Below are 19,045 nucleotides of genomic sequence, written 5' to 3' on the forward strand. Positions count from 1 at the left end.
CAAAGCGTAGGCCCTAACGCAGGGCCAGACCGTCCCATCCGGCATAGCCGCGGGGACTGCGCCGCTCCCGGGCCCGCAGGACGAGCCAGCAGGTGGTGGTGAGCGCGGCGCCGGCGATCGCGTCGACGATGTAGTGGTTCGCGGTCAGCACGACGGCGGCCACCATCAGCACGGGCATCGCCGCGCCGAACGCCCGCAGCAGCGGTCTGGTGGCAGACCCGCGCGCCGCGGCCAGGATCGCCAGGCCGATGAGCAGGTCCCAGCCGACGTGCAGGCTCGGCATCGCGGCGTACTGATTGGTGAACATCGTCGGCTGCAGCACCCGGTACGCGCCGTCCGACTGCGTCACCGTGTCGACCAGGCCGAGCTCCGCCAGGCGCGGCGGGGCGAGCGGGAAGAGCATGAAGACGACCAGGCCGATCCCGCCGGACAGCAGCATCGCGTTGCGGGTGCGGTAGTAGATCGCCGGGTTGGTCCGCGCGAGCCAGATCAGCGTCGCGACGATGACCGGCCAGTGCCCGTAGATGTAGATCCAGTTGAAGAACGTCGCCACGGCGGGGCTGCCGGCGAGCGTCGACTGCAGCCACGACTCGTGGAACAGCCCCACCGACTTCTCGAAGTCGACGACCTTCGCCGCGTTGGCGAGGGCCTGGTCCGTGGCGGCCTCCGTGGCGCCGCGGACCCCGAAGTACGCGGCCACCGCCGCCGTCACGATGCCGACCTGCCGGCCGAGGCCGACCGGCCGCAGCGCCGGTTTCTCCCAGGTGATGGTCATGGCGTCCAGCCTCGTCACCGCGAGGCCGGAAGCCATCCAGGCGATGCACGGACCGCACCCTGATCTCCGGCGTGGCCGGGCGTCAGGAGGTCCCTTACGGGATCGTCACTTCTCCCCGATGTTCTTCAGGGGTGTCGGATCTTCGATGTTCGCCGGCGCGTTCCATTTCTGCAGCTTGCTGCCGTCGCACACGGCGGTGGTGAGCTTGCTGACGACGGTGCTGCCCTTGAAGATGTCGCCGGGGGGCAGCTTCGGGTCGTCCAGGTTCGCCGGGGACAGGCACTGGCCGTAGGCGTCCTTGATGACGTAGCTCGTCGGGTAGGAGTTGTCGATCTGGTACGACACGTCCCACTCGACGTTCGGGTCCTTGCCCGCGGCCGGGCACTTCTGCATCGTCACGAAGTGGGTGCTGCCACCGGGCTTGAAGGTCGTGAGGCAGTAGAGCGTGTTCGTCTTGGTGTTGTCGTACGTGGTGATCCGCCCGCTGACCGTGTCCTTCCCGTTGGCAGACAGTGGCACCGTGAAGCGCTGGTTCCACGCCACGCTGAGCGGGTTCGGCGCCTGCTTGCACGGCCACACGATGAGGAAGCCGAGGGTGGTGTCGAAGTTGGTGACGTCGACGCACCGCCCGAACTGCTTGAAGTTCACCAGGTTGTTGGGGGCGCCCGCGTTGCCGGCGCCGACGCTCGCCTCCGGCGCGAACGTGCGGGTGTTGTCCGACGCCCCGCCGCACCCGATCAGCTCCATGAACGCGCCGGCGGTGCTGCCGGCCTTCGCGTGCATGCAGAACGAGCCGAGCCCGCCGGTCGACGAGGTGCTCTGGAAGTTGGAGCTGTCGTTGAGGCTCCACCGCTGGTAGTACGGGACGGTCACCTTCCCGCACACCTGGAACTGCAGCAGCGCACCCGACACCGGGCTGGGCCCCGAGTCGACGCACATGCCGGACGGGTTGGCCGCGGTCTTCGACGAGACCAGCTGCAGCGTCAGGTCCGTCGTGTACGTGAAGGTCTGCCGCGAGCTGCCCGGGTTGCACGGCTGGGTGGTGACGCTCGTGCCGACGGCCGGCGAGCCGGACCCGGCGTCCAGGCAGAACGCGCCGCCGTAGAAGCGCACCAGGCCGCCCTCGACGTTGGCGTTGGTGGTGCGGAAGACGTACGTGGCGGTCAGCGTCCGCGAGTCACCGGCCGGGAACTGGTCGCCGGGGTCGCCCTTCGCCGTGCCCGTCGACGTGATCACCGCGAACGCCGGCACCGCCAGCAGGTGCGAGGTCTTCGACGCGCACGACAGCGGGGTGCCGACCGCGTCCTGGTACTCCACCGACACCTGGTAGCGGCCCGGCAGGCCCGAGCCGACGACGCCCAGCAGCGGCGAGACGACCGGGAGGCAGACGAGGTTGGCGATGCTGCCCAGGGAGGCGCGGATGCCGCCCATGACGACGTCGATGCCGGCCTCGGCGGCGTGCAGCGCCTTGGCCCGCTCGATCGTGGACGCGGTGTCGCGCACCTGCCCGATCACCACCGGCACCATGAGCGTCGACAGGGACGTGCCGACCAGGGTCAGCATCATGGCGAGCGGCAGCGACCCCCGGTCGTCGCGCACTCTGAACCGTCGGAACAGGCTCATTTTCGGGCCTCCGGGCAGAACTTGTTCGGGTCGTCCTTCAAGCTGCTGTTGAGCGCGGTGAACGTCAGGTCGGTGAGCGCCTCCGTGTGGCCGCGGCCCGGGTTCGTGGTCACCGACAGGACGATCCGCAGCCGCTGGAACCCGGTGTACTTGCCGGACGGCACCAGCGTGAACGAGCTCTTCGCGACGTCGACCTCGTTGGCCAGCACGACCCACTTCGCCGTCGGCGTCGTCGTCTGCGGCCACACCCGGCGGCGCAGCACCTTGGCCGCCACGTTCATCTCCAGCTGCGCGCACTCGGGCTTGCCGCTGACCTCGGTGTTGAGGTACTCGACGAACTGGTTGCCGGCCGCGTCGGCGTGCACCGGCCCGATCCCGGCCGCGTAGCGCAGGTTGCGGTCCAGCCGCAGGAACGCGGTGTTGAGCTGCGACTCGGTCAGCGCCACCAGCTCGTTGTTGTTGCCGGCCTGGAACAGCTGGATGACCCCGGTGGTGAAGATGGCCATGACCGCGGACATGATGCTGGTCGTCACCGCCATCTCGGCGAGGGTGACCCCGGCGTCCTCGCGGCGCAGCCGCGACAGGAAGGCGTTCACGTGATCTTCCAGGCGAACATGAAGACGGACGTGGCGCCGACCTTGTCGGTGACCGTCAGCGTCACCGTCGAGGTCCCGGCGGTCGTGGGCGTGCCGGTGATCGCGCCCGTGCTGGCGTTGATGGACAGCCCCGCAGGCAGACCCGTCGCCGCCCACGTGTAGGGCGTCGTGCCGCCGGCCGCCGCCGACGCCTGCGAGGCGATCGCGGTGCCCTTCGTCCCGGTCTTGTCCGGCGCCGCGGTCGTCGGCGTGACGATCCGGAGGTCGGTGGCGACGGGCGTGGTCACGTTGACCGGGACGACGGCCGAGTTCGTCACGCCGTTGCTGTCCTTCACCGTCAGCGTCACCAGGTAGCGGGTCGAGCCGGTCACCGTGCCGGTGAGCGCGCCCGACGCGGACAGCGTCAGCCCGGGCGGCATGTTGGTCGCCGTCCACGTGTAGCCGCCGGACCCGCCGGCCGCGCCGACGTTGCCGGTGTATCCGGAGCCCTTCGTCAGGGCGATCGGCGTGTTGGCGGTCGGGAACTGCACCGCGACCTTCGTGTTCCACTTGAACGCGGCGGTGTGTTTCTTCGCGTTCTTGTCGGTCACCGTCACGCTCACGGTGGCGGCCGCCGCCGCGCCGCTCACGGTGCTGGTGCCGGTCACCACCCCGGTCGCGGTGTTCAGCGTCAGCCCGGCCGGCAGGCCCGTCGCCGCCCACGTGTAGGGGCCGATGCCGCCGGTGACCGGCAGCGTGTAGGAGACCGCCGAGCCGGCGTCCCAGGTCTGGTCCACGGGCGCGGCGACCGGCGTGGGGACCACCGTCCAGTTGAACGAGGCGTCGTTGCTGGACGCCTTGTCGGTGACCACGACCCGGACCACGTAGGTGCCGGCGACCGTCGGCGTGCCGGTGATGACCCCGGCGGGTGTGTAGGACAGGCCCGGCGGCAGGTTCTCCACCGTCCAGGTCAGCGGCGGGTAGGCCGTCGTCGCGGTGAGCGTGATCGCCTTCGCCATCGGCACCGACACCTCGTCGGTCTGGTTGCCGGGGTTGTCCGGCAGCGGCGCGGTGACGGTGACGAGCGGGTTGAAGATCGGGTCCGCGACGGAGGCGCTGACGAGGGTCTGCGTCACGTAGGAGCAGACCCCGCCGGTGCTCTTGCAGGCCCGGTCGTTGGGCCAGGTGACGGCGACGACGACGCGGTAGAACGGCAGCAGCGTGCCCGGCAGCGACAGCAGGCCGCACACGTCGCTGCCGAGCGGCATCTGGCACGAGCCGACGAACCACTGCCGGTCGAACGCCGTGTTGTTGACCTTCATGACCTCCGGCACGATCGGCAGGACCGGCGTGACGCTGTCCGCGAGCGGGCCGAGGTTGGTGTCGAAGGCCGGTGTCATCGCCTTGAGCAGGCCGGCCACGTCCAAGCCGGCCAGCCCGGGGATCTGGCCTTTCTTGAGCTTGCCGAACTGCGCGGTCACGTCCTTCGCGCTGCGCCCGGTGACGAGCGACGGGCCGGGCATCGACTTGACCAGCTCGACACCGTCGTGGGCGAGCCGGATCGCCATCTGCAGGCCGCGCTGCTTGTTGAGCGTCGCCGTCGTGGAGACGAAGAACGTCGTCAGCGCCGTCATCACCACGCCGATGATCGCGATCGACGTGAGGGTCTCGACCAGGGTGAACCCGGCGTCAGAGGGGGGAGTCCGTCGCATCCCGGCGCTACTTCCCACCGGCGTAGAACGCCTGGACCGTCAGGGTCAGCGTCGCCTTGCCGGCGGACGTCGTGGCGACGTTCAGGCTGCCGATGAGCAGCGCCCGCGGCTGCACCTTCTGCAGCTGGTCCAGGAACGGGTTGACCTTCGCGGCCGGTCCGGCGGCGGTCAGGCTGATCGGCAGCGCCTGCACCTTCTGCCCGCCGACGGTGACCTCCGCCGCGCCGCCGACGCTGACCCCGCTCACCGTGACGCCGGTCAGCTCGCCGGCCGTCTGCAGCTCCCGCAGCAGGGCCGCGACCGAGTCGGTCTGCGGCAGCGCGGCGAGGTTGGTGGCCTGCTCCTTGCGGTACTCGGCGATGTGCTGGTTCTGCTCGTCGAGGCCGGCGATCACGCTGCGCAGCCTGGTCACCTCGGTCGTGGTGTCGTCGGCGATGCCCCGCAGGTCGTCGGCCTTCTGGTACTTCGGCTGGATGACGAAGAAGTAGGTGAAGACCAGCAGGAGCAGCGCGCCGAACGCGCCGCCGAGCAGCCACAGGCGCTCCGGTCGCATCACTTGCCTCCCGAGGCGCTCGGTGCCGCGCTCGGCGACGTGAACCTGCCGCCGAGCGCCGCCGGGGTGATGTCGACGCGGATCGTGAACGTGAGACCCTCGTCGCTCTCGGTCGCGTCCGTCGGGAACGGGTTGCCGATCCCGGTGACCTTGCCGAGGGTGTCGACGTACGCGGCGATCGCCGCCTTCGACGGCGCCGTGCCGGTCAGCGTGATCAGGCCGACCACGTCGGGGTCGGCGGTGCTGTCCGTCTGGGCGAGCGAGCCGGTGACGCTCTGCACCGCGACGCCCTTCGGCGCCGCCTGCTGCAGCGACGTCAGCAGCGCCGACCACGACAGGTCCCGCGCCATCACGAGCCGCAGCTGGTCGGCGATCGCCTTGCGCTGTTTCTGGATGCTGTCGACCTCGGTGTACTTCGCCTTCTCGCGCAGCAGGTCGACCTTCGTGTCGTTGATCCGGTCGACCTCGTCGTACGCCTGCTGGGTGTGCTGGTAGGCGACCACGAACCAGCCGGCGAGCAGCAGCGCGAACACGGCCAGCGCCGTGACGACGAGCCGCCGGACCGTGCTGAGCCGGCGCCGGTCGGTGATCTCCATGGGCAGCAGGTCCGCCGCGATCGGCAGGATCCGCATGGAGCGGGCCGTCGCCTCCGGGAACGCGGGGTGCGGTGCCCCGTCCCGGCTCTTCCGCGCCGGTGCCTCCTGGTCCTGCTGCGCAACCGGGGCGCCCTGCTGCGCCGCGTGGACGGCGGCCGGGACGGCGGGCTGGGTCACGGTCGCCGCGTCACCGGGTCCGGCCAGGGGCGCGCGCTGCGGTCCCGGCTGCGGCCCCGCCGCCGGTGATCCCGCCTGCGCCGGCGGGACCGACGGCGGTGTCGGGCGGGGTGGTGGGGGCACGTCGGACTGCGGCAGCCCGGTGGGGGCGGGGGCCGGCGCCGGCGGGTGGTGCGGGGGCGCCTTGAGCGCCGGGTCCTGGGCCGCGCCGGCCTGCCCCGACGGCCGTGCGTCCCGCCGCTCTTCCGGCCGCGCTTCCGGCCGTTCGTCCGGCCGTGTTTCCTGCAGGGGGCGGGCCAGCGGGGACCTGGCGGGCGCGGTGAACTGGACGCCCGGCAGCACCGGCGCGGCCTTCCCCGCGTCCTGTCCGGGTTCCCGGGTGGTGGGGGCGGAGGCCTGCGGGGACAGCGTGGGGGTCCGCTCGGCGGGCGGCGGGGACGACGCCGGTTGCGGCGCCCAGGTCGAGGGCGGCGGCGTCGCCGTGGGCATGGTGGCCGTCGGCAGCGTCGTGGACTGAGTCGTGGACTGAGTCGTGGGCAGGGTCGTGGGCAGGGTCGCGGGGAGCGGTGCCGTGGGCGCGTCGGTGAACTGCGCGGGCTGCGGTGCTGCCTGCGGCTGCGGGGCGGTGCCGGGGAGGACGAGCTCGCCGGCGATGTACCGGGGGAACTCGCGCCGAGGAGCGGCCGTCTCCGTGGCCGCCGCCCGGGTGGCCTGCGGCGACCGCGAACCGACCAGGGTGTCGTCGCGGTGCGGTTCGAGCGGGCCGCTGCCGTGGGGGGCGTCGAGCGGCTCGCCCAGGGACGGCAGCCGCACCGCTGCCCGCGGCGCGTCCGGTGCGTCGCCGGCCGGCGAAGCGAAGTCCGCGGGCGGCCACACCGGCGGCGGTCCGGACGGCACGAGCGGCACCAGGCGCTGCCCGTCCGCGGCCGGCGCCTCGTCCTGCCAGGCGCCGCGCGGACCGGTCAACGCGTCGAGCGGGCCGGTCAACGCGTCGAGCGGACCCGTCAGCGGATCGGTCAGCGGGTCGGCGGCGCGGGTGGGTCGCGGGTCGGCGGACCGTTGGTCAGCGGTCAACGGGCCGGCGTCATGGGTGCGTGGCAGGTCGGCCGTCCAGCCGGGCGGCGGGCCGGCGTCACGGGTGCGCGGCGGGCCGGTGGGGGAGGGGGCGGCGGACAGCGGGTCGGCGGCGCGGGTGCGCGGCCGGTCGGCGGGGCGGGCCCGCGGGCCGGGCTCGTCGTCGGGCTGGTCGCCGGGCTGGTCGTCGTCCCAGGACGGCAGGACGATGCCGGTGAGCTTGCGCTCCGGCTCGTCCTTCCACCACGGCCCGGTCACGACGACGCTCCCAGGGTCAGGCCGACGGACACGGCCGCCGAGGCGCGGACGTGCTCGAGGCTGCCGTGGCGGACCCGGCGCAGCCCGCGGACCCGCATGACCGGGTCGACGGCGATCACCTCCACGTGCAGCTGGGCACTCAGGGCCTCGAGGAGGCCGGGCAGCATCGAGCCGCCGCCGGTGAGCGCGAGCCGGCTGACCCGGGCCTGCCGGCCGGCGGCCGTGAGGTACGCGAACGAGCTGCCGATCTCGTTGATGAGCGGCCGGACCGCGTCCTTGAGCGCCGAGGCGGTCCGCCCGTCGGTGTCGGTGCGCAGCCCGACCCGGCACTTGACCTCCTCGGCCTGCTCGAGGGGCACGTCGAGCCGGTCGGCGACGGTCCGGGTGATCTCGTTGCCGCCGCGGGGGATGGTCCGCACGATGAGCGGCTCGCCGTCGTGGTGCACGACGACGCTGGTCGCGTGCGCGCCGATGTCGACGAGCGCCTCGACCTGCTCGTCGAGCCGGGACGCGGCCCGCAGCAGGGCGAAGGACGCCAGGTCGACGCGCGCGACGTGCAGCTTGGCGGCCTCGACGGCGCGGATCGCGGCGAGGACCGGCTCTTTGGGTGCGGCGATGAGCAGCCCGCGGACGGTGTCGGCGGAGCCGGGGTCCTCCAGGGGGTAGAAGTCGATGAGCGACTTCTCCGGCGGCAGCGGCAGCGCGTCGCGGACCTGGAAGGGCAGCGCCTTGCGCATCTCCTTCGCCGGCAGGTTGGCGACGGAGGTCTCGCGGACCACGACCTGCTGGTGGGTGACGCCGAGAGCGACCTTGCGGCTGCGGAACCGATGCGTCGACCACAGCTGCTTCAGCGCCGTGGTGACGGCGTGCTCGTCCTGGACGGCACCGCTCTGCACCACGCCGGGGCCCAGCAGGATGTGGCCGAAGTTGCTGATGACCGGCCCGTCCTTGCTGTTGCTGGTCTCCGCCGCACGGATGGACGTCGTGCCGATGTCCAGTCCGATGAGGTTGACGGCAGCCATCGTGCTCCTTAGAAAAAACCGTCAGGCGGGCAGGAGGATGGAGGTGTACCAGTCGGCGATCGGCGCGGCCGCGAAGAGCGCGACCAGCGCCCCGGCGAGCATCGACGGGCCGAAGGGCACCGCGGTCTTGCGCCCGGCGCGGCCGCCGGCCATCAGCGCGATCCCGGCGATCCCGCCGAGGAGGAACGCCGCCAGGGTGCCGACGGCGAGCGGCGCCCAGCCCAGCCAGCCGAGGTACAGGCCCAGCACGCCGGCGAGCTTGACGTCGCCGAAGCCCATGCCGCCCGGGTACACCAGGGACAGCAGCAGATAGAAGGCGAAGAGCACCGCCATGCCCACCAGGCCACGCAGCCCCGCGGACCAGTCCCCCTCCAGCACCACGGCGGGCAGGAACAGGGCCGGCACCACCAGGTAGGACGGCAGGACGATCGCGTTGGGCAGGCGCAGCACATCGAGGTCGATGAGGGCCAGGGCGACCGCGATCGCCGCGAGGTACAGCCAGGCGGGCAGCGCCGCCGACCAGCCCAGACGGGCCGCGACGGCGACGAACAGCGCGGCCGTGCCGAGCTCCACCAGGGGGTAGCGGACGCTGATCGGGGCCTCGCAGTCGGCGCAGCGGCCGCGCAGCAGCAGCCAGCCGAGCAGGGGGACGTTGTGCCAGGGCCGGACCGGCGCCGTGCACTGCGGACAGTGCGAGGCCGGCCGCAGCAGCGACTCGCCGCGGGGGACGCGGTGGATGACGACGTTGAGGAACGACCCGATCGCGAGGCCGAGCACGCCGACGAGCGCGAGCAGCATCAGCGTGCTCCTTCCCGTGAAGGTCCGTGAGGAGATCCGTGCAGAGATCGGTGTGGCGGCCCGCGTCACCGCGAGCCGCCACCGAAGCCTCGGACGCAGGGAACCGGTCAGGGCGTGGCCGGGGCGCCTTCCTCGGCGCAGGTCTTGAGGTCCGTCTTCGACGACTTCTTCACCGAGCCGCCGGTGCCGCTGAAGTACGTGTAGAACGTCTTGCCGTCCGCGTTCTGGCCGCAGATACGGTACGTGCCGTCACCGAAGTTGTGGAAATACAGCTTGTTGCCCGGCGACGCGTTGGCGGTCTGTTTCACGCCGGACTTGTCGGCGACGACGAGGTACATGTCGATCGCGTCACCCTCGTTCGCGCTCTGAACGTCGGCCGGGTACTTGTTGCCGTTCTCGGTGTAGAACTGCTCGGCGGCGCTGACCGCGGCGCGCACGTCGGACTCGGCGGACTTGTTCGCCGCGCCCTTGCGGTAGTTGAGGTACATGGGAACGGCGATCGCGACAAGGACGCCGATGATCACGACAACGACGAGGAGTTCGACGAGCGTGAATCCACCGTCTCCGGCGGCACGCTTCTTCTGCATCCTGCGCAGCGTTTCCTTCATGGGTGAGCCTCCTGCTCCTGCATGGGGTGTGGTGGTGGTTGCGGCGAGGCTCCGCTGCCCGGCGCGCCGTTCGTTTTCGGTGGTTCTCAGGTGCTGTTCTCAGCTGCTCTGGATGTTCTGGTAGATCGAGAACATCGGCAGGTAGAGGCAGATGATCATCCCGCCGACCACGCCACCCATGACGAGCACCATGATCGGTTCGATGGACGCGGTGAGTGCGTCTGCCGCGCTGTCCACCTCTCGGTCGTAGAAATCGGCAACCTTCTCCAACATCTGACTGATTTGGCCGCTTTCTTCGCCGACTTCGACCATTTGCACGACCATCGATGGAAAAATCTTGTGGGTGCCGAGCTGCGAGGACATCGGCCGGCCCTCGCGCACCGCGTTCTGGAGATCGGCCATGGCGTTGCTGATGACAGCGTTTCCGGTGGTGGCGCCGACCACATCCAGGGCCTGCAGCACCGGCACGCCGACGCCGAGCAGGGTGCCGAGATTGCGCGAGAAACGGCTCAGCGCGATCTTCGTGAACAGCGGCCCGAAGACCGGCAGCTTCAGCTTGATCTTGTCCACCCGCAGCCGTACCGCCGGGTTCACCGCCATCATCTTCCGCAGTGTCACCGTGACGACGACGAACACGGCGATGATGAGCGGGCCCAGCCAGAAGAGCGTGTGACTGGCGTTCACGATGATCTTCGTGGGGAGCGGGAGCTCGCCGCCGAGCTGTTTGAACATCTTCTCGAAGATCGGCACGATGAAGATGAGCACCGCGCTGATCATCACGACGGTGAAGAGGAGCACGATCACGGGGTACGTGAGCGCGCTCTTGATCTTCCCGCGGAGCTGGGCGTCCTTCTCGAAGTTCGTGGCGATGCGGTCCAGGGCGCTGTCGAGGAAGCCGCCGGTCTCGCCGGCCCGGATCATCGCCACCATCAGCGTCGGGAAGACGTTCGGGTGCTTGCCGAGCGCGCCGGACAGCGACATGCCGCCCTCGATGTCGAGCCGGACCTCGCCGACCGCCTTCTTCAGCGACGGCTTCTGCGCCTGCTCCTCCAGCACCGCCAGGGAGCGCAGCAGCGACATGCCGGACTGCGTCATCGTCGCGAACTGCCGGGAGAACACCGACAGGTCCTTGAGCGTCGTCCGGTCGCCGAGCCCGGGGATGGTGATGTCGCGCTTCATCAGCGTGTCGGCGCTGGTGATGGCGAGCGGCGTCAGGCCCTGCTGGCGCAGCAGCTGCGCGGCGGCGAGCTCGTTGGACGCCTCGATCTTGCCCTTGGCGCGTTTCCCGTCGTGGTCGATCGACTGGTAGTCGTACGTCTTCGTCGCTGTCATGACGACTCACATCACATCCGGCCGGCGAGACGGCGGAACTCCTCCGCCGAGTGGCACATCTCCAGCGCCGTCTCGTACGTGACGAGCTGCTGGCGGACCCGCTCGGCCAGGTGCTGGTCGAACGAGAGCATCCCGTCGTTGCCGCTGGACTGCATGAACGACGGGATCTGGTGGTTCTTGCCCTCACGGATCAGGTTCCGGATCGCCGGCGTGGCGAACATGATCTCCGCGACGATCGTGCGGCCCTGCCCGTCGGCGCGCGGCGCGAGGGCCTGCGTGACGACGCCCTGCAGCGCGTTGGACATCTGCGCCCGCACCTGCTGCTGCTGGTGCGGCGGGAAGATGTCGATGACCCGGTCGACGGTCTGCGCCGCGCTCTGCGTGTGCAGCGTCGCCAGGACCAGGTGGCCGGTCTCGGCCGCGGTCAGCGCCGTCGACGTCGTCTCCAGGTCGCGCAGCTCGCCGACGAGGATGATGTCGGGGTCCTGGCGCAGCGCGTGCTTCAGCGCCATCGAGAACGACGTCGTGTCCGCGCCCACCTCCCGCTGGTTCACCAGGCAGCGCTTGTGCTCGTGCAGGAACTCGATCGGGTCCTCGATCGTCACGATGTGCGAGGAGCGGGTGCGGTTCGCCAGGTCCAGGATCGCGGCCAGGGTCGTCGTCTTGCCCGAGCCGGTCGGCCCGGTCACCAGCACCAGCCCGCGGTGCAGGTGCGCGAACCGCGCCACCTGCTCCGGCACGCCGAGCTGGTCGAGGGGCTTGATGTTGTGCGGGATCGCCCGGAACGCCGCACCGAACGAGCCGCGCTGCGCGTACAGGTTGACCCGGAAGCGCGACACGCCCTCGATCGCGTAGGCGAAGTCCAGCTCCTGGATCTGCTCGAAGTGCTTCCACTGGCTCTCGTTGAGCACGGCGGCGCGGACCAGCATCTCCGTGTCGGCGGGCGTGAGGTCGTCGTAGCCCGGCAGGTACCGCAGCCCGCCGTTGATCCGCACCGTCGGCGGCGCCCCGACGGTCAGGTGCAGGTCGGAGCCGCCGACGCGGACGAGCGACACCAGCATCGCGTCGAGCGAGGCGCGCTCGTCGCTGGTCACCATGGTCTCCACACGCGGCCCATCGGCAGTGCCCCGGCTGTGTTGAGGGTTACACGGCGACCCGGACCACCTCCGGGATCGAGGTCTGCCCCTCCGCGGCCTTCGCCAGGCCGTCGAGGCGCAGGTCGATGAGCCCCTCCTGGCGGGCGACGGCCTGGATCTCGTGCGCCGAGGCCCGGTCGATCGCCAGCTTCTCGATCTCCGCGGAGACCGGCATGACCTCGTGCAGCGCGATCCGGCCCCGGTAGCCGGTGTTGGCGCACGAGCGGCACCCGACGGGTCGCCACAGCGTGCTGGGGGCGCCGAGGATCTCGTACGGCCACCGCGCGCTGACCAGTTCCGCCTCGTTCGGCCCGTACTCGGTGCGGCACCAGTCGCACAGCCGGCGCGCGAGCCGCTGCGCGAGCACGCAGTCGACCGACGAGCCGACCAGGAACGGCTCGATGCCCATCTCGACGAGCCGGGTGACCGCGCTCGGCGCGTCGTTGGTGTGCAGGGTCGACAGCACCAGGTGGCCGGTGAGCGCCGCCTCGACCGCCAGCTGCGCGGTGGTGCGGTCCCGGATCTCGCCGATGAGCACCACGTCGGGGTCGGAGCGCAGGATCGCGGGCAGCACCGCCGCGAACGTCAGGCCCGCCTTGTGGTCCACCTGCACCTGGTTGACGCCGGGCAGCCGGTACTCGACCGGGTCCTCCACGGTGATGATGTTGACCGTCGGTTTGCTGATCTCGGCGAGGGTCGCGTAGAGCGTCGTCGACTTGCCCGAGCCGGTCGGGCCGGTGACCAGCAGCATGCCGTGCGGCTTGTTGTAGGACGCCGCGAAGCGCTCCGCGTTGGCCTTGCTGAAGCCGAGCTTCGCCAGCTTCAGGTCCATGCCGCTGGTGTCCAGGACGCGCAGCACGATCTTCTCGCCCCACACCGTCGGCAGCGTCGCGGTCCGCAGGTCGACCGCCCGTTGGTTGATCTCGACGGTGATCCGGCCGTTCTGCGGTACGCGCCGCTCGGTGATGTCGACGTTCGACATGATCTTCAACCGGGAGATCAGCGCCGACTGGACGTGCTTGGGCACGGTGTCGACCTCGTGCAGGACGCCGTCGATGCGGTACCGCACCCGCATGTTGTGTTCGCCGGGCTCCAGGTGCAGGTCGGACGCGCGGTTCACGATCGCCTGTTCGAGCAGCGAGTTGACGTACCGGACGATCGGCGCGTCCTCGTTGAGCGTCGTCAGGGCCGAGACGGCCGGCGTCGACTCCGCCCGCAGGCTCTCCGCGACGTCGCCGAGGTCGTTCTCCTCCCGCTTCAACCGGTCGATGATCTTGCGCAGCTCGGAGCGGGCCACCACGACCGGGCGGACCGTGAGGCCCGTCGCGGCGCGGACGTCATCCAGCGCCAGGACGTCACCCGGGTCGGTGATGCCGACGGTGATTTCGAGATCGTTGAGGGCGATGCCGAGGACCCGGTGCTTCAGGACGAGCGCCATCGGGATCTTCGTGATCGCCGCCGGATCGATCGGGTAACCGACCAGGTCCAGCGTCTGGATCCCGTACGCATCGGCGGACGCCTCGGTGAGCTGATCCTCGGTGACGATGTGGTCGTTGATGAGCACGGCGCGGATCGACCGCCCCGTGCGCTCCGCCTCCTCCGCCGCCCGGTCGACCGCCTGCGGATCCGCTCCACGTTCCTTCAGCGCGTCCAGCAACGGACTGAACGTCTGGTACATCTCACCCCCGAGTCCTCAACGGCATCATCGGCACCGATCCGGGTGACTTTCGGGATTCACCCCCGCCGGATGGTCGGTGCGCGTTGACGCGCCGCGTCCCCGTCATGAGGATGCTTCGCTGTGTCGGTTGCCGTCGTCGAAGATCCGTTGCCCGGCAAAATCAGTGTGTGGCGCGCGAGATGGGTCCTGATGCGCTACGGACGCCCCCCAGGGGCCCCACCGGAGGGAGTCACCGCGACCGGAACGCTGTTGGCCCTGGTCACCGAGGTCGCCGCCCGGGTCGGGGTGGCCGCCCCCGACGCGGTCCTGCTCACCGGCCACGGCGTCGTCCGCGCCTGGGCCAGCCGCCGCCGGCGGGTCCTGCTGGTCGGGCTGCCGCTGCTGTACTGCCTGACCATCGACGAGATCCGCGCGCTGGTCGCGCACGAGCTCGCCGTCGTCGACCACCGCCGCGCCCACCTCGTCGCGCGCCTGCGGGACCTGTACGAGGAGGCCGCCGACCCGTCGCGCGTCGAGCTGCCCCCGCGGGCGGCGGCGGTGCTGCGCGCCACCCGCGAGTTCGCCACCGCCCTGGAGCGCAAGGCCGACCAGGCCGCCAGCAGCGCCTCCGGGCTGCACACCGCGGCCCGTGCGGTCGTGAAGGCCGACCTGGCCGAGTTCGAGTTCGCCGACCTCGCCTTCGACCTGGAGGAGCAGGTGTGGCAGCACGCGTCGGCGGCGATCCAGGACGTCCATGACGGCTGGCGTGCCGCGATCCGCGTCGGCGCGATCCTCGCGTCCGTCGACGACGACACCCGGACGACCCTGATGAACCGGCACCCGAACCTCGCCGGCGCCATCGCGCCGCTGACCGCCGCGCACCTGGCGCTGCGGGCCGCGGACCTCGTGCCCCTCGACCCGCTCCCGGCCGCCGACGAGCGCGCCCTGGCCCGGCACGTCCTGCGCCGCTCGCCGGCGGAGTGGACCACGTTCGCCGCGGTGCCGGCCACCGCCTGGCCCGGCTGGGTCGTCCGGCAGGCGCGCGCCGTGCACGACCAGGTCGCCACCCTGCTGGGCCGCCCGGCGAACGGCGACGCGGAGGTCGTCGAGGTGCTGCTGACCCGCCTCGACGAGCTGGTCGCCGCGAACTGGCCGGCGCAGCCCGAACCCCCGACCGAGCCCGAGGACCTCGACGCGACCCCGTCCGTGGTCGTGGTGATGGAGGCGGCGCTCACCTCCCGCGGCTGGCGCCGCGTCCACCCCGCCACGCCCGGCGTCCTGGCCTCGGAGTCGGGCATGGAGTGCAATCTGCACGAGCTGGCGGTCTCGCCGACCGCTCTGCCAGAGCTCCTGGCGCTGCTGTCCAGCTAGCGTTTTCCTGGCTTTCCTGGCTTCACTGGCGCGCTTCGGGGTTCACTGGCGCGCTTCGGGTTTGCTGTGGCGAGCTTCGCGTTGCAGTTCGCGTTCAGTGGCGCAGTTCGGTGCGCCAGGAGTGTCGCGGGTCGTAGCCGAGGGCCTCGCGGGCCCGGTCGATGCAGAGCAGCGTCTCGAACTCGCCGAGCTCGCGGGTCAGCGGCACCTCCGGGAACACCTCGCGCATCAGCTCCGCCGACGGCCGGTCCATGATCGTGTCGGCGGCGGCGATCACGTACGAGCTCGCGCCCTCGACCGGCGCGTCGAGCGCGAGCCGGCAGGCGGCGGCCACGTCGCGCACGTCGACGTACCCCCACAGGTTCCACTTCCGCGAGTGCGGGTCGCTCCAGTAGCCGGGGACGGCGGCATAGTCCTCGGGCGCGTGGACGTTGGACAGCCGCAGACCGACGAACGGGATGCCGCTCCACCCGGAGATCTCCCGGGCCAGGGTCTCGCCGACGACCTTCGACAGCGCGTAGGTCGTCGTCGGGAACGGGTAGTGCTCCTCGTCGACCGGCGCGTAGCGCGGGGGAGTGTCGAACGGCAGGCCCAGCGTCGTCTCGCTGGAGGACCACACGACCCGGCCGACGCCGGCGTTCTGCGCGGCGTGGAACACGTTGAAGTTCATCGCCGAGTTGCGGTTGAACGTCACCGCCGGCGGATACATGCCCGGCGCCGGGATGTTGGCGAGGTGCACGACGGCGTCGGCGTCCTGCACGACCTCGACCGCCTGGCCGTAGTCGGTCAGGTCGGCGACCACCATGGGGGTGCCGAGCTCGCTGAGGTGGCCGGCCTTGCCGACGGCGTCGGTGGCGACGACGTGGTGGCCGTGGGCGAGCAGGTCGGCGACGACCGCCCGTCCGGTCTTGCCGTGTGCTCCGGTGACGACGATCCGTGCCATGCCTACGTTTCTACCGCAGGCCTCGGTGCAGCAGTGCGGTGAGGGTGTCGATCGCCTCGTCGTCCGGCAGGCGCGGCTCGGGCGCGGTGAGGTGCGCGTAGGCGAACATCGCCAGCATCGCCCCCATCGCCTCGGCGACCACGGCGGGGCGGCCCGGCAGCTGGTGGCCGCGTGACGCGAGGAGCTCCAGGTGCTGCCGGAGGATCTCCGTGTCCTCGGCGAGGCGGGTCCGGGCCTGCCCGCTGAACGGCGCCTCCAGCAGCGAGGACTGGAAGAGGGCGACCATCACCGGCAGGTGGGTCTTGAACGTGTGCCAGGCCGCGGCGACGTGGAAGCGCAGCTGCGTCTCGTCGGACAGGTCGTGGTCCGGGTCGTGGTCGGGGAGTGCCTCGCCGGCGGTGGCCTGCATGTCGGCCAGGAGCGCCCGCAGCAGCTCCTCCTTGCTCGCGAAGTGGTCGTAGAACGAGCCGACCGCCCGCCCGGCCTCGGCCGTGATGTCGCTGATCTTCGTGTTCAGGTAGCCACGGGTGGCGAAGAGCTGCCGGGCCGCCTCCTTGAGGGCGGCGGAGGTGTGGGCCGCCTTCTCCCTGCGCGTAGCCATCGCGACCTCCCCTCTTGACGGTCGACCGTAGCAGTCGGTAAAACTGAATCGTAGTTCACCGAATAAAGATTCAGTTTTGGAGGCGGGCATGGAGGCCATGGTCATCGGGGGCGGGGTCGCGGGGCCGGTCGCGGCGATCGCGCTGCGACGGATCGGGTGGGACGTGACGGTGCACGAGGCGTACGCGGACCCGGCGGGCGACGTCGGGTCGTTCGTCAGCCTCGGCGACAACGGGCTGCGGGCCCTCGACGCGATCGGTTGCCGGGACGCGGTAGCCGCCCGCGGCACGCGGCTGCCGCGGCTACGGCTGCGCAGCGGCCGCGGCAAGCTGCTCGGCGAGGCCGCCCGCGGACGGGTGACGCTCATGCGCGGGCACCTGGTCGAGACGCTGCGCGCCCTGGCCCTGGAGTCGGGCGCGCGGATCGTCACCGGCCGCCGGCTGACCGGCGTCGGCCACGGGCGCACGGCCGTGTTCGCCGACGGCACCACCGCGACCGCCGACCTCATCGTCGGCGCCGACGGCATCCACTCACGGCTGCGGACCGTCATCGACCCGGCCGCACCGGCCGCGCACTACGCGGGCCTGTGGACGGCCGGCGGCCGCTCACCACACCCGGTCGACCCGGACGCGTTCACGATCACGTTCGGCGCGAGGGCGACGATGGTGTGTGCCCCGACCCCCGCCGGCACCCTGTGGGCGGCGCAGGTCCCCTCGCCCGCACCACCCACCGGCCCGCTGGACCACGCCGCGCTGGCGGCTCTGTTCGACGCCGACCACGGCCCAGCGGCCACCCTGGTCCGCACCACCGACCACTGGCACCCCCGCACCGTGATGCAGGCGCTGCCGGCCGGCGTACCACGCTGGCACCGCGACGGCATGGTCGTCCTCGGCGACGCGGCCCACCCGATGGGCGCCGGCCAGGGCGCCAACCTCGCCGTCGAGGACGCGGTCGTCCTCGCCCGCTGCCTACGCGACACCCCCGACATGGACACGGCCCTCACCCACTACGAAACCCTGCGCCGCCCCCGGACCACCCAGATGCTGAAGTTCGCCGGCGCCAACCGCGACGCAAAGATCTCCGGCCCCGTCACCGCCCGCATCCGCGACCTGACGATGCCCTTCTTCTTCCGCCGATTCGCAGCGAAGTCCAGCGCCTGGATGCACGACTACGACGTCGAATGGAACAAGGCCAGCACCCCGCCCCCGTCGTCAACCTGACGCCAGCCGCCCGCTCCCACAGAAGTCCGACGCGTGGATGCACGGTTGCGCCATCGAGCGGACCGCGGTCAGTGCCGCAGTTTCGGTTTCGGATCCGGCGTGACGCGGGGCGGGTGCGGCGTTGAGTGGAAGCGGCCAACACCTCGGCTTCGGCGTTGACGTGGCGGCGGACCGATGCCGGTAGCTTCTCGACGGCTCCTGTTCCGGCGGTTGCGGAGATGAGCGGCGCGTTGGCGCACGGTGCGGTGTCGAGTCGGACGCGGTCAGTGCCGCGGTGTCGGTGTTGATGCGGGGCGGGTGCGGCGTTGGGTGGAGGGCCGTCAGCATCGCCACTCCGGTGTTTGACGTGTTGGTGGACCGGCGCCGACGGCTTCTCGGCCAGCTTCCGTTCTGGCGGTTTGCGGTGGTGGGCGGCGCGTGGATGACGGTTGCGGTGTCGAGTGGACTGCGGTCAGCGCTCCGGCTTCGGCGTCGACGTGACAGCGGTCGGGTGCGGTGTTGAGTGGAATGCCGTCAGCGTCGCGGCTTTGGTGGCGACATGACGGTGGATCGGCGCCGGTGGCTTCTCGGCGGGCTTCCGTTCTGGTGGTTCGCGGCGATGGCTGCGTGTTGGTGCACGGGTGCGGTGTTCGGTCCGTGCCGTGGGTTCGGTGTCGGCGTGACGCGGGGTAGGGGCGGTGTCGACTGAGACGTGGTCAGCGTTTGGCTTCGGCGTTGACAAGACGGCGGATCGGCGCTGGCGGCTTCTGTCCCGGTGGTTTGCGTGATGGGCGGCGCGTGGATGGGTGACGGCGTCGTCGAGTGGGACACGGTCAGCGCTGTGGTTCGGTGGCGACGTGACGGCGGGCGGGTGCGGTGTTGGGTGGAATGCCGTTAGCGTCGTGGCTTCGGTGTTGACGTGTCGGTGGAGCGGCGCTGGCGGCTTCCGCTCCGGTGGTTTGCGGAGATGGGGGACGTGTGGCGACGGTGTTGAGTGGAGCGCGGTCAGGGGCTCGGCTTCGGTGTTGACGTGGCG

The 19,045-nt window shown here is 71.2% G+C and carries 16 protein-coding genes; 2 read left to right on the forward strand and 14 right to left on the reverse strand.

Features of this window, described 5'->3' with window-relative positions; genetic code table 11:
• Positions 1-13 precede the first annotated feature (13 nt).
• The 12 genes from ACQEVZ_RS34640 to ACQEVZ_RS34695 form a co-directional block, all read right to left on the reverse strand.
• Entirely contained in the window at positions 14-775 is a 762-nt protein-coding gene (locus ACQEVZ_RS34640; RefSeq protein WP_433374326.1) for a phosphatase PAP2 family protein, read from the reverse strand.
• A 105-nt stretch (positions 776-880) separates the two neighbouring features.
• A complete protein-coding gene (locus tag ACQEVZ_RS34645) occupies positions 881-2,398 on the reverse strand; it encodes a ricin-type beta-trefoil lectin domain protein (protein WP_433374329.1) in 1,518 nt (505 codons plus the stop codon).
• Positions 2,395-2,994: a hypothetical protein gene (locus tag ACQEVZ_RS34650; RefSeq protein ID WP_344506092.1), complete on the reverse strand. Its 600-nt coding sequence runs from the start codon at positions 2,992-2,994 to the stop codon at positions 2,395-2,397. The genes ACQEVZ_RS34645 and ACQEVZ_RS34650 overlap by 4 nt, the downstream gene beginning before the upstream one ends.
• Positions 2,991-4,685 (reverse strand): putative Ig domain-containing protein, encoded by a 1,695-nt coding sequence (locus tag ACQEVZ_RS34655; protein ID WP_433374332.1) that lies wholly within the window; start codon positions 4,683-4,685, stop codon positions 2,991-2,993. The genes ACQEVZ_RS34650 and ACQEVZ_RS34655 overlap by 4 nt, the downstream gene beginning before the upstream one ends.
• A gap of 7 nt (positions 4,686-4,692) precedes the next feature.
• On the reverse strand, positions 4,693-5,238 hold the full coding sequence (gene pilO / locus ACQEVZ_RS34660) for a type 4a pilus biogenesis protein PilO (RefSeq protein ID WP_354891263.1): 546 nt from the start codon (positions 5,236-5,238) through the stop codon (positions 4,693-4,695).
• A complete protein-coding gene (locus ACQEVZ_RS34665; RefSeq protein ID WP_433374336.1) occupies positions 5,238-7,343 on the reverse strand; it encodes a PilN domain-containing protein in 2,106 nt (701 codons plus the stop codon). The genes pilO and ACQEVZ_RS34665 overlap by 1 nt, the downstream gene beginning before the upstream one ends.
• A complete protein-coding gene (gene pilM / locus ACQEVZ_RS34670) occupies positions 7,340-8,365 on the reverse strand; it encodes a type IV pilus assembly protein PilM (RefSeq protein ID WP_433374339.1) in 1,026 nt (341 codons plus the stop codon). The genes ACQEVZ_RS34665 and pilM overlap by 4 nt, the downstream gene beginning before the upstream one ends.
• A 21-nt stretch (positions 8,366-8,386) precedes the next feature.
• Positions 8,387-9,163, reverse strand: a complete 777-nt coding sequence (locus tag ACQEVZ_RS34675) for a prepilin peptidase (RefSeq protein ID WP_433374342.1) — start codon at positions 9,161-9,163, stop codon at positions 8,387-8,389.
• Between the two features lie 107 nt (positions 9,164-9,270).
• Positions 9,271-9,771 carry a prepilin-type N-terminal cleavage/methylation domain-containing protein gene (locus ACQEVZ_RS34680; protein ID WP_433374345.1) on the reverse strand — a complete coding sequence of 167 codons (501 nt, stop codon included), beginning with the start codon at positions 9,769-9,771 and terminating at the stop codon, positions 9,271-9,273.
• A gap of 99 nt (positions 9,772-9,870) precedes the next feature.
• Entirely contained in the window at positions 9,871-11,103 is a 1,233-nt protein-coding gene (locus ACQEVZ_RS34685) for a type II secretion system F family protein (protein ID WP_433374348.1), read from the reverse strand.
• Between the two features lie 11 nt (positions 11,104-11,114).
• Positions 11,115-12,200 carry a type IV pilus twitching motility protein PilT gene (locus tag ACQEVZ_RS34690; RefSeq protein ID WP_344506336.1) on the reverse strand — a complete coding sequence of 362 codons (1,086 nt, stop codon included), beginning with the start codon at positions 12,198-12,200 and terminating at the stop codon, positions 11,115-11,117.
• A gap of 46 nt (positions 12,201-12,246) precedes the next feature.
• The gene (locus tag ACQEVZ_RS34695) at positions 12,247-13,917 is read right to left on the reverse strand and encodes a GspE/PulE family protein (protein ID WP_433374351.1); all 1,671 of its coding nucleotides are present in this window, start codon (positions 13,915-13,917) and stop codon (positions 12,247-12,249) included.
• 189 nt (positions 13,918-14,106) lie between these two features.
• Here ACQEVZ_RS34695 and ACQEVZ_RS34700 point away from each other — a divergent pair, with 189 nt between their 5' ends.
• On the forward strand, positions 14,107-15,267 hold the full coding sequence (locus ACQEVZ_RS34700; RefSeq protein WP_433374354.1) for a hypothetical protein: 1,161 nt from the start codon (positions 14,107-14,109) through the stop codon (positions 15,265-15,267).
• 94 nt (positions 15,268-15,361) lie between these two features.
• On the opposite strand, the gene ACQEVZ_RS34705 is transcribed toward ACQEVZ_RS34700, so the two are convergent.
• A complete protein-coding gene (locus ACQEVZ_RS34705; protein ID WP_433374357.1) occupies positions 15,362-16,210 on the reverse strand; it encodes an NAD-dependent epimerase/dehydratase family protein in 849 nt (282 codons plus the stop codon).
• A gap of 10 nt (positions 16,211-16,220) precedes the next feature.
• On the reverse strand, positions 16,221-16,811 hold the full coding sequence (locus ACQEVZ_RS34710; protein WP_433374360.1) for a TetR/AcrR family transcriptional regulator: 591 nt from the start codon (positions 16,809-16,811) through the stop codon (positions 16,221-16,223).
• Positions 16,812-16,899: 88 nt separating this feature from the next.
• On the opposite strand from ACQEVZ_RS34710, the gene ACQEVZ_RS34715 reads away from it, so the two are divergent.
• The gene (locus tag ACQEVZ_RS34715) at positions 16,900-18,030 is read left to right on the forward strand and encodes an FAD-dependent oxidoreductase (RefSeq protein ID WP_433374363.1); all 1,131 of its coding nucleotides are present in this window, start codon (positions 16,900-16,902) and stop codon (positions 18,028-18,030) included.
• The last annotated feature ends 1,015 nt before the right edge of the window (positions 18,031-19,045 follow it).

It is taken from the genome of Dactylosporangium sp. CA-152071 (assembly GCF_050936335.1).
In the GTDB taxonomy this organism is placed as follows: domain Bacteria; phylum Actinomycetota; class Actinomycetes; order Mycobacteriales; family Micromonosporaceae; genus Dactylosporangium; species Dactylosporangium maewongense.

Coding starts and splice junctions, on each gene's coding strand:
- ACQEVZ_RS34695 (WP_433374351.1), bottom strand. CDS start 13,917: ATGTACCAGACGTTCAGTCCGTTGCTGGACGCGCTGAAGGAACGTGGA.
- ACQEVZ_RS34645 (WP_433374329.1), bottom strand. CDS start 2,398: ATGAGCCTGTTCCGACGGTTCAGAGTGCGCGACGACCGGGGGTCGCTG.
- ACQEVZ_RS34690 (WP_344506336.1), bottom strand. CDS start 12,200: ATGGTGACCAGCGACGAGCGCGCCTCGCTCGACGCGATGCTGGTGTCG.
- pilO (WP_354891263.1), bottom strand. CDS start 5,238: ATGCGACCGGAGCGCCTGTGGCTGCTCGGCGGCGCGTTCGGCGCGCTG.
- ACQEVZ_RS34675 (WP_433374342.1), bottom strand. CDS start 9,163: ATGCTGCTCGCGCTCGTCGGCGTGCTCGGCCTCGCGATCGGGTCGTTC.
- ACQEVZ_RS34710 (WP_433374360.1), bottom strand. CDS start 16,811: ATGGCTACGCGCAGGGAGAAGGCGGCCCACACCTCCGCCGCCCTCAAG.
- ACQEVZ_RS34705 (WP_433374357.1), bottom strand. CDS start 16,210: ATGGCACGGATCGTCGTCACCGGAGCACACGGCAAGACCGGACGGGCG.
- ACQEVZ_RS34685 (WP_433374348.1), bottom strand. CDS start 11,103: ATGACAGCGACGAAGACGTACGACTACCAGTCGATCGACCACGACGGG.
- ACQEVZ_RS34700 (WP_433374354.1), top strand. CDS start 14,107: ATGCGCTACGGACGCCCCCCAGGGGCCCCACCGGAGGGAGTCACCGCG.
- ACQEVZ_RS34655 (WP_433374332.1), bottom strand. CDS start 4,685: ATGCGACGGACTCCCCCCTCTGACGCCGGGTTCACCCTGGTCGAGACC.
- pilM (WP_433374339.1), bottom strand. CDS start 8,365: ATGGCTGCCGTCAACCTCATCGGACTGGACATCGGCACGACGTCCATC.
- ACQEVZ_RS34715 (WP_433374363.1), top strand. CDS start 16,900: ATGGAGGCCATGGTCATCGGGGGCGGGGTCGCGGGGCCGGTCGCGGCG.
- ACQEVZ_RS34680 (WP_433374345.1), bottom strand. CDS start 9,771: ATGAAGGAAACGCTGCGCAGGATGCAGAAGAAGCGTGCCGCCGGAGAC.
- ACQEVZ_RS34640 (WP_433374326.1), bottom strand. CDS start 775: ATGACCATCACCTGGGAGAAACCGGCGCTGCGGCCGGTCGGCCTCGGC.